15 protein-coding genes and 1 tRNA gene are annotated in these 12,897 nt (G+C 60.4%); 8 read left to right on the forward strand and 8 right to left on the reverse strand.

Annotated features, from left to right (window positions below; translation table 11 throughout):
* Positions 1-149 precede the first annotated feature (149 nt).
* Positions 150-237, reverse strand: a tRNA-Ser gene (locus tag UB23_RS01825).
* 123 nt (positions 238-360) lie between these two features.
* Here UB23_RS01825 and UB23_RS01830 point away from each other — a divergent pair.
* The gene (locus UB23_RS01830) at positions 361-1,032 is read left to right on the forward strand and encodes a Bax inhibitor-1/YccA family protein (RefSeq protein ID WP_045057637.1); all 672 of its coding nucleotides are present in this window, start codon (positions 361-363) and stop codon (positions 1,030-1,032) included.
* 57 nt (positions 1,033-1,089) lie between these two features.
* Here UB23_RS01830 and UB23_RS01835 read toward each other — a convergent pair whose 3' ends face one another.
* A complete protein-coding gene (locus UB23_RS01835) occupies positions 1,090-1,419 on the reverse strand; it encodes a YceK/YidQ family lipoprotein (protein ID WP_045057638.1) in 330 nt (109 codons plus the stop codon).
* Between the two features lie 57 nt (positions 1,420-1,476).
* Complete coding sequence (locus UB23_RS01840; protein ID WP_045057639.1) at positions 1,477-1,914, reverse strand: Lrp/AsnC family transcriptional regulator; 438 nt, start codon at positions 1,912-1,914, stop codon at positions 1,477-1,479.
* A 135-nt stretch (positions 1,915-2,049) separates the two neighbouring features.
* Between UB23_RS01840 and UB23_RS01845 the strand changes: the two genes are divergently transcribed.
* Positions 2,050-2,943, forward strand: a complete 894-nt coding sequence (locus UB23_RS01845; protein WP_045057640.1) for a DMT family transporter — start codon at positions 2,050-2,052, stop codon at positions 2,941-2,943.
* A 1-nt stretch (position 2,944) separates the two neighbouring features.
* Here the strand turns inward: UB23_RS01845 and UB23_RS01850 are convergent, their stop codons facing one another.
* Positions 2,945-3,988 carry an FUSC family protein gene (locus UB23_RS01850; protein ID WP_082069109.1) on the reverse strand — a complete coding sequence of 348 codons (1,044 nt, stop codon included), beginning with the start codon at positions 3,986-3,988 and terminating at the stop codon, positions 2,945-2,947.
* Positions 3,989-4,032: 44 nt separating this feature from the next.
* Positions 4,033-5,658, reverse strand: a complete 1,626-nt coding sequence (locus UB23_RS01855) for an NADP-dependent glyceraldehyde-3-phosphate dehydrogenase (protein ID WP_045057642.1) — start codon at positions 5,656-5,658, stop codon at positions 4,033-4,035.
* Positions 5,659-5,935: 277 nt separating this feature from the next.
* Between UB23_RS01855 and UB23_RS01860 the strand changes: the two genes are divergently transcribed.
* A complete protein-coding gene (locus tag UB23_RS01860; RefSeq protein WP_082069110.1) occupies positions 5,936-6,973 on the forward strand; it encodes a GGDEF domain-containing protein in 1,038 nt (345 codons plus the stop codon).
* Positions 6,974-7,226: 253 nt separating this feature from the next.
* Entirely contained in the window at positions 7,227-8,375 is a 1,149-nt protein-coding gene (gene srmL / locus UB23_RS01865) for a PheS-related mystery ligase SrmL (protein ID WP_045057644.1), read from the forward strand.
* A gap of 56 nt (positions 8,376-8,431) precedes the next feature.
* On the opposite strand, the gene UB23_RS01870 is transcribed toward srmL, so the two are convergent.
* Positions 8,432-8,710, reverse strand: coding sequence for a hypothetical protein (locus UB23_RS01870; protein ID WP_045057645.1), 279 nt, complete (start codon positions 8,708-8,710; stop codon positions 8,432-8,434).
* Between the two features lie 184 nt (positions 8,711-8,894).
* On the opposite strand from UB23_RS01870, the gene UB23_RS29715 reads away from it, so the two are divergent.
* The 3 genes from UB23_RS29715 (at position 8,895) to UB23_RS01880 (ending at position 10,587) form a co-directional block, all read left to right on the forward strand.
* On the forward strand, positions 8,895-9,056 hold the full coding sequence (locus UB23_RS29715) for a hypothetical protein (protein ID WP_160298059.1): 162 nt from the start codon (positions 8,895-8,897) through the stop codon (positions 9,054-9,056).
* A 92-nt stretch (positions 9,057-9,148) separates the two neighbouring features.
* The gene (locus UB23_RS01875) at positions 9,149-10,231 is read left to right on the forward strand and encodes a hypothetical protein (protein ID WP_045057646.1); all 1,083 of its coding nucleotides are present in this window, start codon (positions 9,149-9,151) and stop codon (positions 10,229-10,231) included.
* Between the two features lie 2 nt (positions 10,232-10,233).
* Positions 10,234-10,587, forward strand: coding sequence for a DUF1428 domain-containing protein (locus tag UB23_RS01880; RefSeq protein ID WP_045057647.1), 354 nt, complete (start codon positions 10,234-10,236; stop codon positions 10,585-10,587).
* Positions 10,588-10,601: 14 nt separating this feature from the next.
* Here UB23_RS01880 and UB23_RS01885 read toward each other — a convergent pair whose 3' ends face one another.
* Entirely contained in the window at positions 10,602-10,796 is a 195-nt protein-coding gene (locus tag UB23_RS01885) for a hypothetical protein (protein WP_045057648.1), read from the reverse strand.
* A gap of 60 nt (positions 10,797-10,856) precedes the next feature.
* Between UB23_RS01885 and thpR the strand changes: the two genes are divergently transcribed.
* Positions 10,857-11,396: an RNA 2',3'-cyclic phosphodiesterase gene (gene thpR, locus UB23_RS01890; RefSeq protein WP_045057649.1), complete on the forward strand. Its 540-nt coding sequence runs from the start codon at positions 10,857-10,859 to the stop codon at positions 11,394-11,396.
* A 212-nt stretch (positions 11,397-11,608) separates the two neighbouring features.
* Here thpR and UB23_RS01895 read toward each other — a convergent pair whose 3' ends face one another.
* Entirely contained in the window at positions 11,609-12,706 is a 1,098-nt protein-coding gene (locus tag UB23_RS01895; protein ID WP_045057650.1) for a polyamine ABC transporter substrate-binding protein, read from the reverse strand.
* Positions 12,707-12,897 lie beyond the last annotated feature (191 nt).

Raw genomic sequence — 12,897 nt, forward strand, 5'->3', positions numbered from 1 at the left:
AGATGTGTATAAGAGACAGCGTCTGGGGGGAGCGCAGGAGGGGAGGATCCGTGCAAACAAGCGCAAGAATTCGCACGCACACAGCAGATGGAGCACAGGCCCCAGAAACGACAAAGCCCTGAATAATCAGGGCTTTGTCGGTACAAATATGGCGGAGGCGATGGGATTCGAACTCATGGACCTGTTACAGTCGACGGTTTTCAAGACCGTTGCCTTAAACCACTCGGCCACACCTCCGTTTGCGTTGCGGGCGCCATAATACCTGAATGAAACACACTGTCAAACTCTCTGAGTAGCTTGTTACAAGGCGTCTGTTATGATCTTTGCGACTGAACGTTTCAAACCAACAGGAGTGTCGCCATGCGCGAACAGGATTACGCAGTTAATAACAGCGTGCAGGCTGAGCAGCTAGAGGTTAGCCGCGTCCTGCGCAACACTTACGGCCTACTCGCCCTCACTCTCGCATTCAGCGGCGTGATGGCCTATGTCGCCCAGCAGATGCGTGTCGGCTACCCGAACATCTTCGTGGTGCTGATCGGTTTCTACGGCCTTTTCTTCCTGACCAACAAACTCCGTGATTCCGCGTGGGGCCTGGTGTCGGCGTTTGCCCTGACCGGTTTCATGGGTTTCCTGCTCGGCCCGATCCTCAATCGCTACCTGGGCATGCAGGGCGGTGCGGAAGTGGTCAGCTCGGCCTTCGCAATGACCGCGCTGGTGTTCGGCGGCCTGTCGGCTTATGTGCTGATCTCGCGCAAGGACATGAGTTTCCTCAGTGGTTTCATCACTGCCGGTTTCTTCGTGTTGCTGGGCGCGGTGGTTGCCAGCTTCTTCTTCCAGATCAGCGGCCTGCAGCTGGCGATCAGCGCCGGTTTTGTGCTGTTCTCCTCGGTCTGCATTCTGTTCCAGACCAGCGCCATCATTCACGGCGGCGAGCGTAACTACATCATGGCTACCATCAGCCTGTATGTATCGATCTACAACCTGTTCGTCAGCTTGTTGCAGCTGTTCGGCATCATGAGCCGCGATGATTGATTGCAGGCTCTAATAAAAAACCCGCCTCGGCGGGTTTTTTATTGCCTGCAATCCCGGTTACCGGGCGACCATAATGCTGCCGTCGGCCTGTTGCCGGTAGACCGTGTAAGGGAGCACCAGGGTGTCCATCACGCCGGACAGCAACACATCGACCAGGACGATGGCCGGCGCAGTGGTAGGCGTATTGGCTTCGCGGCCTCTTTCGAGCGGGGCATTGAGGTAGCAGAAGTCGAAGATCACGCCGCTGTAGATACGCGGGACTGCGCCGCAATAGCTCTGCTGTTCCTTGAGAACCCGGGAGGCTACTTCGTCGCCGCGCACCACCGTCTGGACCGTACCGCAACCCCCGAGCATCAGCGCTGCCAATGCCATGACCTGAATTTTCATGCTGCCAATCCTTAGCTGGAAAACATCCAATCTACGTGTTTCGCAACAAAATATCACTCATTCCATCGGCGGCAGTCGGCGTTTTACCGGGGTCTTTTTCACGATTGCGGTGTTGGTTTCGGCATGGGTGTTGAGGCGGTCGAGCAGGGTGTCCAGCTGTTCCATCGAGCGCACATGCAGGCGGGCGATGAAACAATCGTCGCCGGTGACCTTGTCGCACTCGGTGAATTCGGGGATAGCCTGGATCTGCCGTTCCACTTCCTGCAATTGCCCTGGCAGCGGACGGATGCGCACGATGGCCTGCAGCTGATAACCGAAGCACTTGGGGTCGATCTCGACGGTGTAACCTTTGAGCACGCCGCGTTCTTCGAGGCGGCGCAAGCGCTCGGCCACGCTGGGCGAGGACAGGCCGCTGATACCTGCCAGGGCCTTGAGCGAGCGTCGCGAGTCTTCCATGAGGGCCTTGATCAGCACCTGGTCGATGTCGTCGGTCATGGCAAACCCTCCGTTAGGTCGATAACCAGATTCACCTTTGTAAAAAAGGTAGATGGGGATTCTAGCCTGCTTTTTGCTATGGAGGCGCCGGGCAGCTGATGGGCATAATCTGGCTTCAATTACAGGAGTCACATGATGGACAAATCAATCCGTCGCGGGTCATTCGAGATGACCGCCGCCATGCTTATTTCCGGCACCATCGGCTGGTTTGTACTGGTGTCCGGGCAGCCGGTGCTGGACGTGGTGTTCTGGCGTTGTGTGTTTGGTGCCGGCACCTTGCTGCTGATCTGCGCGGCCTTTGGTTTCCTGCGTCCCGGCCTGTTGACTCGCACCACGTTCCTGCTGGCGGTGCTTAGCGGCGTGGCGATTGTCGGCAACTGGGTGCTGCTGTTTGCGTCCTATTCCCGGGCATCGATTGCCATCGGTACGGCGGTGTACAACGTCCAGCCGTTCATGCTGGTGGGGCTGGCGGCGGTGTTCCTCAACGAAAAAATTACCCTGCAGAAACTGTTCTGGCTGGGCATTTCGTTCATGGGGATGCTGGCGATTGTCAGTGCCCACGGCACTCAGGGCGAGAGTGGTAATGACTACCTGATGGGCATCGCGCTGGCGCTGGGTGCGGCGTTTCTGTACGCCATCGCCGCCTTGATCATCAAGCGCCTGACCGGTACTGCGCCGCATTTGATCGCGTTGATCCAGGTCTGCACCGGGGTTCTGCTGCTGGCGCCGTTTGCGCATTTTTCCGCGCTGCCGCAAGCGCCGAGTGCCTGGGCCAGCCTGGTGACGCTGGGCATTGTTCACACCGGGGTGATGTATGTGTTGCTGTATGGGGCGATTCAGAAATTACCCACGGCTTTGACCGGGGCGTTGTCCTTTATCTATCCGATCGCGGCGATCTTTGTCGATTGGTTTGCCTTTGGTCATCAACTGCAAATGCTGCAGTGGATTGGCGTCGGCGCGATTCTGCTGGCGGCGGCGGGTATGCAGCAGGGGTGGAGCCCGGTATTGCGTCATCGGGTGGCGCAGTAGGTCAGATACTCCACCGCGGCGCTGTCTTCGCCAGGCGTTGGCGCATCTGGTCGACGTTGGCCAGCAGCTGCAAAATCAGTAACCGGTTACCGTCCAGGGCGCTGTACACCGGCGCGCCCAGGCTGGGGGCTGGCGTCGGCTCTACAGGCCGGTTGAGACGCTGGTACGCGCCGGTTTTCAGTGCCCGGGCCATGCCCACCAGTTGCACTCGAATCAGCCGGTGCTCGGCTTTCAACAGGGCTTGCAACTGGCCCATGGCAGCTGGATCACTGGCCTCGGGGCGGGTGTTGGCAAGTATTTCCAGGGTCGACACGCACATGCGCAGGTTGCGCTGCAGGGCGTCGAGTTCGCTCATGGAAACCTTCACTTCCTTGGACACCGAGGGCATCAGCGAGCGCAGTTGCACCATCACGTTGTTCAACCGGCCCATGAGTCGATGGTGCTCGTCGTCCGTGACCGACTGGCCGTTGATGATGCGCCCGTAGAGGGTCGCGCAGTCGCGCAGGGCGTCGGCCAGGTTGTAGCGCCAGGAGAACACCGCGTACAGCGGCAGGGCGAAGGAAAACGCCAGCGCCAGGGCAATCCCGATGAGGATGTCGACCCCGCGCCACAAGCCATCGCTGACCGGGTTGTCCCCATGGCCTGCGACGATAAATACGGTGATGCCCGCCAGCAGTGCGGTGTAACCACCTTTGCCGATGGCGTGGTAGGAGAAAAAACCGCAGACCACCGACATCACGAAATAGGTCAGCCACGGCATTCCCAGCCAGCTCTGCTGCAGCACCAATAGCAGGCCGATAGTGGCACCGACCAGTGTGCCGACGGCGCGCTCGGCGGCTTTTTTGCCGATGTTGCCGTGATGCTGCAAGCCCCCGATCACCACCAGCATGGTCACCGACGCCCACTCGCCATGGGGCAGGTTGATGCCGGTGGTGAGCAGGATCGACGCCAGCAGCCCGAGCGAAACCCGCACCGCATGGATCAGCCTGGCGTGTTGGTAACGCCGGTACGGGTCCAGCAACGGACGCAGTAATCGGCGCAGCAGGGGTGGCAGTCGGTGCGTTCTGAATAGGGTCAGATCGGCTGTCCTCAGAAGATGTAGTCGGTCGTCAGGAAGCTTGAATTGCGCCCGCTGATGATCTCGCTGATGAGTTCCTTGTTGTTTTCCTGGAACTTGGTCGCCACCAGTGTGCGGATCGAAAACACCCGCAGGGCATCATGCACCGACAACGTGCCTTCTGCAGAATTCTTGCGACCGTTGAACGGGTAGGTGTCCGGTCCCCTCTGGCACTGGGCATTGAGGTTGATCCGGCCGACCTGGTTGGCAAAGGTGTCGACCAGCCGGCCCACCGCTACCGGGTTGGTGCCGAAGATGCTCAGCTGCTGGCCGAAATCCGATTCCAGCACGTAGTCGATCACCGTATCCAGATGACGGTACGGCACGATCGGCACCACCGGCCCGAACTGTTCTTCCTGGTAGACACGCATCTGCGGCGTCACCGGGTACAACACCGCCGGGTAGAAGAAGGACGCGCGGGTTTCACCGCCGTTGGGATTGACCACGCTGGCGCCTTTGCTCTGCGCATCGGCCACCAGGGCGTGCAGGTAATCGACCTTGCTCGCTTCCGGCAGGGGGGTGAGGGACACGCCGTTTTCCCACGGCATTCCGGGTTTAAGGGTGGCAAGTTTGGCGTTGAACTTCTCGATGAAGGCATCGACCACGTCTTCATGGACGAACAGAATCTTCAGCGCGGTGCAGCGTTGACCGTTGAACGACAGCGAACCGGTCACGGCTTCGTTGACGGCGTTATCCAGATCCACTTCCGGCAGGACGATGCCGGGGTTCTTTGCATCCAGGCCCAGGGCCGCACGCAAGCGGTGCGGTTTGGGGTGGAGTTTTTTCAGGTCACTGGCGGCCTTGTTGGTGCCGATAAACGCGAAGATGTCGATCTTGCCGCTGGCCATCAGCGCGCTGACGGTTTCGCGACCGCTGCCGTAGATCACGTTGATCACCCCGGCCGGGAAGCTGTCGCGGAACGCCTCCAGCAATGGACGGATCAACAGCACGCCAAGCTTGGCCGGTTTGAACACCACGGTGTTGCCCATGATCAGGGCCGGAATCAGCGTGGTGAAAGTTTCGTTCAGGGGGTAGTTGTAAGGCCCCATGCACAACGCCACGCCCAGCGGTACGCGCCGGATCTGCCCGAGGGTGTCCTGTTCCAGCTCGAACCGGCTGGAGCGGCGATCGAGTTCCTTGAGCGCATTGATGGTATCGACGATGTAGTCGCAAGTGCGGTCGAACTCTTTTTCCGAGTCCTTGAGGTTTTTGCCGATTTCCCACATCAGCAACTTGACCACCGCCTCGCGCTGTTCGCGCATGTGCCGCAGAAAGGTCTCAACGTGCTGGATGCGCTCGGCCACGCGCATGGTCGGCCACAAACCCTGGCCCCGGTCGTAGGCGCGCACGGCGGCGTCGAGGGCGGTCAACGCGGTCTCGGCATCCAGCAGCGGCGTGCTGCCAAGGATCACCTGCTGGTCGCCCTGATCGCTGCTCAGGGACACCGGGCTTCGCACTTGGGCGAGGGGGCCGTTCCAGGTTTTCAGTTCGCCGTCGACCAGGTACTCACGTTGTTCGGTCTGGCCCTCAAGGCGGTATTTCTCCGGGATGCTGCCGGCTTCAGGGAACAGGTGGTCAAGGATATGTGCAGTGGTCATGTCGCTACCCCGTCTGGATTGGCTGATGCGCAGATGAAACGTTTTAGCAGACCTGGCCCGCGCTTGTCATGGTTGATGTGCGCGGCGGCTGGGAAAGCGCAGCCGTTGAGCAATCCGATTCACTGGAAAAGCCTAGCCCTTGTTGGGGTGTACGGCGCCAGGGTAAACCCGTCTTTTTTTCGCAGTGAATTATGGCCAGTGGCTATGCGTGCTTCGGACGGACGGTTATGCTCCGGGGGTTTTCTATTTGCCAATGATGAATAACTACAGTGACGTTATGAGCCAATCAGAGACGCGAGCGACTGTTCTAGCGCTGTACCCGGAAGACTCCCGCGAAGCTGCGGCGCTGCTCAAGCAGGCCGTCCCCCTGATGGTTCGTCACAATATCCCGCCTAACCCGGTGCACTACGCGCTGTGGTACACCTACAGCAAAGGCCAGGTGCCGGAGCTCAACCGCCAGCTGGACAAAGTACTGGAGGACTTCCCGCAGTTTCCGCCGGAGTCCGCCTCGAAGCTGTTTCGCGACTACATCATTCGTGACGAGCTGGAAGTGGCACGGGCGGGTCAACAGCAAGCCATCAATCTGGTCGATGACATGGCGCGAAACGTGTCGCGCAGTGTGGAGGGTAATCGCAGTTTCCAGACCAGTCTGGGTCACTGCCTGGACATGCTCGAGGCGCCCGCCGACGAGCGCTTGCCGGATATCCTCAGCGAACTGCAGCAAAGTACCCGGCTGATGCAGAGTCAGCAGGAGCGCTTCCTGTCCCAGCTGCACAGCGCCCAGGACGAGATCAAGAGCCTGCGCGACAAGCTCCAGCGCGCACAACTGGCTGCGACCCTCGACGGCCTGACCGAACTGCTCAACCGCGCAGCGCTCACGCACGTTCTGGAACAGGCGTTGGCCAGGCCATCGCAAGGGTTCGCGTTGGTAATCCTGGATATTGACCACTTCAAGCAGTTCAACGACCAATATGGTCACCCCCTGGGCGACCGGGTGCTGCAGCATGTCGCGCAAACCCTGCGCAACGCCTTGCCGGCCCATGCCCATGCCGCGCGATATGGCGGCGAAGAGTTCTGCGTGGTGCTGGAACAGTGCCCCGACCACGCCACCGCCCGGGCCTTCGCCGAGCAATTGCGGCTGAAGATCCAGTCCCTGCGCATCAAGACCCGCGGCGATGGCAAGCTGCTGGACACCATCACGGCGTCATTCGGTACCGCCTTGGCCCAGCCCGACGACACCCTCGACAGTCTGTTGGTCCGCGCTGACGATGCGCTGTACCGGGCCAAGCATAATGGGCGCAATCAGGTGATGTGATGAGTGGCGGGGCAGGTGATGTTGATGTCGGATGTCACGGCCTCTTCGTCGGAATGCCGCCCGGAGCAAGCCCGCACCACAGGGAGGTCGCGGTCAGCAGGACCTCGTCGGTAGGACGCGTCTGTAGCGCCATTCTGAAAATGCTTTTTTGCGCTTTTTTCGGTTGTGACAGGTCACCTCGTGTCGTTACGTTAACCCGCAGGCTTCATTGTTCAGAGGAGGCCGGGGACAACTGTCGATAGAGGATCACCTAGTGCAAGCACCCAAGAAATTCCTGGCGTATGCCGCCGTCCACCAAGCCCTGACCCAGGTCGATCTGACCGAAAAAGGTAGCCCCGACCACGCCGTGCGACTGCTGGTCGACGAGGTCCTCGGGGGGCTGGCGGCGAAGGGCTGGCCCGTGGCGCAGGAGTTGACCGGTCCGAGGATTGTCTCTGCCGAAGATAATTACGGTCTGCTCGGTTACGAGCCCGCAGAAGTCAGGCTCGGCAGTGCGCACACCTGCTGGGTGGATGAGTTCTCGCTGCTGCGCACGCAAACCACCAGCCAGATTCCTGCCGCGCTGCAGCGAGTGGCGGCATTGCGCCAGCCGGGGGAAACCATCCTGCTGGCCGCACCGGGGATTACGTTCCGGCGCGACAGTCGCGATCGCTGGCATTGTGCGCAGCCGCACCAGATGGACATCTGGGTGTTGGGCGATCCGTCGTTGTCGACTCGAGAACATCTGCTGCGCCTGGTCGACGATGTGATGCAATCGGCGGTACCGGAAAAATCCTGGATCTTCACCGACAGTCGGCATCATTACACCGAGGGTGGAATCGAAGTAAGCGTGTTGAATGAGCGCATTCCGGTCGAGGTCCTGGAGTGCGGTCTCATTGCCAAATCGTTAATGCAGCGACTGGATATCGATCCGCTGCGCCACGGCGGATTGGCTGTAGGCATGGGCCTGGATCGCCTGACCATGTTGCGCAAGGGCATCGCGGATATTCGCCTGTTGCGCGACCAGAACGAGCAAGTGCAGGCGCAGATGCACGACCTCAAGCCGTGGGTCGCCGTGTCACGTTCGCCGGCGATTGCCCGGGATGTTTCGCTGGGGGTCACGCCAGGGCTGAGTGAGGAGGTGTTGACCGAACGCATTTGCCTGGCTGCCGGCAAGTGCTCTGGCTGGATTGAGGAGGTACAGCTCAAGAATCGCTGGAAATATACCCAGTTGCCACCTCATGCAATTGAACGGCTGGGCATACTGCCGGGCCAGGAGAGCGTGCTGCTGCGTGTGGTGTTGCGCAATTGTTCGAGGTCGATCACCACCGCAGAGGCCAATAGAGTGTATTCGGTGATCCAGTCAGCATTGCATGAAGGGGTTCCGGGAAAGGGCAGCAGGATGAATCTGAGCACGATCTGAGCACCCAGGCGCGCATCAGCGCGTCGATCGTGCTACACCGGGCTGGCCCTGAACGATCAGCGCACTATCCGCTGCGCCTGTTGCGAAGGCCGTGCCGCTTGCGCGGTAGTAGCGTGGTTGGCCAGATGGTCGGCCAGCACGTCGTTGAGGAAGCGGAACTGGTCGTTCAGGCCGACCACTTCGTTACTGAAGTGATTGGCGGCGGCCGGCATCAGCAGGTCTTCAAACTGTTTGTCGAACACCAGCGCGAACACTTTGCGCGATGCCACTTGCTGGGAATAGTAGTTATTGCCAAACACCGGAAAGCTCACGGAGAGGGTGACGGAGTGGATCATGACGGTTGCTCCTCGGACAAGATGAGCCAGGAAAAAATGCTCAGCGTGACGGCCGTCAGGGCCAGGCAGGTCAGGAGATGAATCAACATGATGGGCCCCTCCGGTGTGGGGTGATGGCTTGATGGGATTGATCCTACGCTGACGAAATTTTTGCGGAAGGCATTCGCGGCGATGGTGGTTATCGATGGGAATGATGGTCGGTTTTGGCGGTGTACTGACCGACGCCATCGCGGGCAAGCCCGGCTCCCACAGGGATGTCCGCCGTACACAACTGCTGCGTCCACCACCAATACCTGTGGGAGCGAGCCTGCTCGCGATGGCGGTGCTGAAAGTAAAAACGATCTGAAGGCGCACGCCGCCGCCGCCTATACTCAAACCACAATCCCTGCGAGCGCCGAGCATCCTGTTTGGCCTCACGTTTGTCAGGAAGCCGCGACCTTGAACCTGCGTTCGCTGATCGTCGCCGTGCTGTTGGTCGTGGCGGGATGCGCCACGCCTGAGCGTGCGCCTGTCAGACAACCCCCGATCATCGTGGCGCAGGCCACGTGGCAACAGGTGGATCGAGAGATCGTGGCGGCCTCCCGGTCGGCCACTGAGCAAGCCAAAGTCTTCGCGCGTGGCTCCATGGAGCATTGGCGCACGCGAATCTACGAGCAGACTGAAGAGAACTTCATCCCCTGGTTTAGCAGCTACTGGACCCAGGAATGGATGTCGATGAAGGTCAGCTGGTACACCATCAGCGCCAAGGGTGAGCAGGACGCCTCGGCCAATCGTCTCGCGCAGTACCTGCTTGATGAATACCAGGAAAGGGTGCTGGCGCCGGTGGCCGTCGAGGTCGACCCGGATGCGATTCTGCATCAGGCCACCGAGTTCTACGTGCAGCTCATGGGCCAGCAGCTGCAGGTGATTGCCCAGCGTCATCGCGTGCCCATGGACCAGCTCAACGCCCGCGCCAACAAGATCCCGGCCATTGCCCTGGGCCCGCCGGCTGCGCGGGACGCTTCGCTTTACCAGGTCATTCACACCGACCTCAATACACTGCCGGCGTATTCGGCGCTGATCGAAAAAATTCACGTGGCCGGTGGTGACAGGGGCGTGGGTTCGACGGATACGGCCATGGCGCCCGTGGCCAAGCGTGCCAGTCAACGCATGGAGGCCGAAATGGCCCCGCGCGGCGCCGCCAGTGCCGTGGCCGCAGCGGCCGGCAAGCTGGCGGGAGGCCTGATCACCGTGGGGGTGGCGGGCATACGCGCAATCATCCGGGCCAACGACCGCCCCGACAGCGAGGCGCTGATCCGCAGTAGCCTGGGCAACACCTTCGACAAGGCCTGGCAGAAGCTGGTGCAGAACCCGACGACCGGAGTGATGGCCGGCACCTTGTACATGGCGGGGCAGGTGGAGGGGAACCTTGGCGGGAGGGTCGAACAGCCGTCGGTCGGATCCCAAGGCGCAGCTGTCGACTGGAGCCCGACGGAATCGACTATCCAGCAGCTCGACCCTCTACCCCCGGCAGGAGAATAACCATGTCTTACGTTGATGGCTTGATCGCTGCGGTACCCACCGCCAATCGTGAAAAATTCAGGAAACACGCCGAGTCTGCCGCGGTCATCTTCAAGGAAAACGGTGCCTTGAGCGTTGTTGAATGCTGGGGCGATGATGTGCCCGACGGCAAGGTCACGTCGTTCCCCATGGCGGTGAAACTCAAGGAGGACGAAACCGTGGTGTTTTCCTGGATCGTCTGGCCGGACAAGGCCACCCGCGATGCCGGCATGAACAAGCTCATGTCCGACCCGCGCATGCAGCCGGACGTCAACCCGATGCCCTTCGATGGCCAGCGCATGGTGTTCGGCGGATTTAACATGATCGTGCAGGCCTGAGGCCGGGCGCAGGGTCACTCCGCCGACGGGGTGATCCTGCAGCTCTTGCGGTTGCGGATTTCGATGTCCGTCGGTCGCTCTTTGATAAACTCAAAACGCGGTTCACCTTCGCTATAGTGAACCAGCCATCCCCAGTCCAGCTCGGACTCGTCCTGACCCGGCCGCGGTGGCATTGCCCACCAGGGTTCCTTGCTGATGATCTCTCGCATGACCCGCTCCCGTTGATGGGGTTGTCTGAACTATAACTTGCCTATCAGGAGCTGCCAGGCATGAGCGAAGAAGCCCACGAGCCGACCAAGCGGCTGTTTTTCGCCCTGGACTGCGCACCTGCCCAGCGCAAGGCCATCGCCCAATGGCGCAGCGCGCTGCAATTGAGGACCGGGCGCCCGGTGCCGGCGGAAAATTTTCACCTGACACTGCTGTTTCTCGGTTCGGTCAGCGTGGCGCAGATCGCCGAGATCTGCACGGCGGCTGGCAAGGTTGCGGTGCCGGATGAGCCCCTGCGGGTTGAACTTGATCGCCTGGATGCCTGGCGTCGGGCCGGCGCGCTGGTGCTGGCGTCGGAGCAGGCACCTGCGCCGTTGCTGCGCCTGGTGTATGGGCTGGAACAGGCGATGCTGCCGTTCGGCCTGGAGAATGCGCCGAAGGAGTTTCGCCCGCACCTGACGCTGATGCGCGATTACCGGGCGCAGGTGCCCGAGTCAGCGGCGCCACCGGCGTTTTTTCTGCGGGCTGATCGATTCGTTTTGTTTGAGTCCCACAAGGGGCGTTATCGGGCGCTGGCCGACTGGCCGTTCGGCGGCGCATAAAAAAAGCGCCCGAGGAGGGCGCCAAATTCACCTGAGCCGAGGGAGCCAGGTGAGGCCGTTCTTCATGAAAGAAATGCAGCGGTGGTAAGGCGCTGCCGGAACGGAAAATTTTTGCCGGAGGCACCCGTAGGAGCTGCCGCAGGCTGCGATCTTTTGATCTTCATAAGGCCAGAACATCGCAGCCTGCGGCAGCTCCTACATGAGCAGTCGTGCTATTTGCCGAGCTTTACCCGGGTCCAGCCCCGTGTCATCACCCGCTGGACCCCGATCGGCATATCCGGAATGGCATACAAGGTCGCGATGACCGCCTGGGACGGGTACGACCCCGGGTCATCGCGAATCGCCTCGTCCACCAATGGCGTCGCCGCCGAATTGGCGTTGCTGTAGCCGATGTTGTTGGTAATCTCGGCAATGATGTCCGGGCGCATCAGGAAATTCATGAACAGGTAGGCGTTGTCGACGTTCGCCGCGTCCCGGGGGATCGCGACCATGTCGTAGAAACTGCCGGCGCCTTCCTTGGGAATGCTGTAGTCGACCGTCACCTTGCCGCCGGCCTCCTGGGCGCGAGCCTTGGCCTGCAGCACGTCGCCGGAGTAACCGACGGCCACGCAGATATTGCCGTTGGCCAGGTCGGAGATGTACTTGGAGGAATGAAAGTACGCCACTGATGGCCGAATCTTCATGAACAGCGCCTCGGCTTCGGCGATCTGCGCCTTGTCCTGGGAGTTCACGGGATAACCCAGGTAGTGCAGGGCGGCGGGGAGCATTTCAGTCGGTGAATCGAGGAAGCTGATGCCGCAGGCTTTGAGCTTTTGCGCATTTTCCGGTTTGAACAGCAGGTCCCAGGAATTGGTCGGGGCGTTGGCGCCGAGTACTTCCTTGACCTTCTGCGGGTTGAAGCCGATGCCGATCGAACCCCACATGTAGGGGAAGGCATGCGCGTTATTCGGGTCGCTGGCGGAGGCGTTTTTCAACAGCACCGGGTTGAGGTTTTGCCAGTTCGGCAGCTTCGACTTGTCCAGCTCCTGATAAACGCCAGCCTTGATCTGCTTGGCGAGGAAACTGTTGGACGGCACGACGATGTCGTAGCCGGATTTGCCGGCGAGCAGCCGTGCCTCCAGGGTTTCGTTACTGTCGAACACATCGTAGGTGACACGAATACCGGTCTCGTCTTCGAACTTCTTCACGGTGTCCGGGGCGATGTAGTCCGACCAGTTGTACACGCGCAGCACCTTGTCATTGGCCTGGGCGCCGGTGGCGATTGCGCCTGATAAAGCCAGTATCAGCAAAGTCCTGCCAAACATTTTCATCGGTACAACTCCATTTCTTTTTATTCAAAAACGCAAAGCAAAATTGCAATCAACCTAAAACCGTCCGCCGACGTCCCCGTCACTCCCCAGGACCCTATCGGACCCCGCCGGACCCCGTAGGAGCTGTCGAGTGAAACGAGGCTGCGATCTTTTTTGCTTCTATAGAAGCGAAGATCAAAAGATCGCAGCCT

It is taken from the genome of Pseudomonas sp. ES3-33 (genome assembly GCF_000952175.1).
Taxonomy (GTDB): domain Bacteria; phylum Pseudomonadota; class Gammaproteobacteria; order Pseudomonadales; family Pseudomonadaceae; genus Aquipseudomonas; species Aquipseudomonas gregormendelii.

Excerpts from the sequence above, each read along its gene's own strand:
- UB23_RS01830 (WP_045057637.1), top strand. The coding sequence starts at position 361 with ATGCGCGAACAGGATTACGCAGTTAATAACAGCGTGCAGGCTGAGCAG.
- UB23_RS01835 (WP_045057638.1), bottom strand. The coding sequence starts at position 1,419 with ATGAAAATTCAGGTCATGGCATTGGCAGCGCTGATGCTCGGGGGTTGC.
- UB23_RS01840 (WP_045057639.1), bottom strand. The coding sequence starts at position 1,914 with ATGACCGACGACATCGACCAGGTGCTGATCAAGGCCCTCATGGAAGAC.
- UB23_RS01845 (WP_045057640.1), top strand. The coding sequence starts at position 2,050 with ATGGACAAATCAATCCGTCGCGGGTCATTCGAGATGACCGCCGCCATG.
- UB23_RS01855 (WP_045057642.1), bottom strand. The coding sequence starts at position 5,658 with ATGACCACTGCACATATCCTTGACCACCTGTTCCCTGAAGCCGGCAGC.
- UB23_RS01860 (WP_082069110.1), top strand. The coding sequence starts at position 5,936 with ATGAGCCAATCAGAGACGCGAGCGACTGTTCTAGCGCTGTACCCGGAA.
- UB23_RS01870 (WP_045057645.1), bottom strand. The coding sequence starts at position 8,710 with ATGATCCACTCCGTCACCCTCTCCGTGAGCTTTCCGGTGTTTGGCAAT.
- UB23_RS29715 (WP_160298059.1), top strand. The coding sequence starts at position 8,895 with ATGGGAATGATGGTCGGTTTTGGCGGTGTACTGACCGACGCCATCGCG.
- UB23_RS01880 (WP_045057647.1), top strand. The coding sequence starts at position 10,234 with ATGTCTTACGTTGATGGCTTGATCGCTGCGGTACCCACCGCCAATCGT.
- UB23_RS01885 (WP_045057648.1), bottom strand. The coding sequence starts at position 10,796 with ATGCGAGAGATCATCAGCAAGGAACCCTGGTGGGCAATGCCACCGCGG.
- thpR (WP_045057649.1), top strand. The coding sequence starts at position 10,857 with ATGAGCGAAGAAGCCCACGAGCCGACCAAGCGGCTGTTTTTCGCCCTG.
- UB23_RS01895 (WP_045057650.1), bottom strand. The coding sequence starts at position 12,706 with ATGAAAATGTTTGGCAGGACTTTGCTGATACTGGCTTTATCAGGCGCA.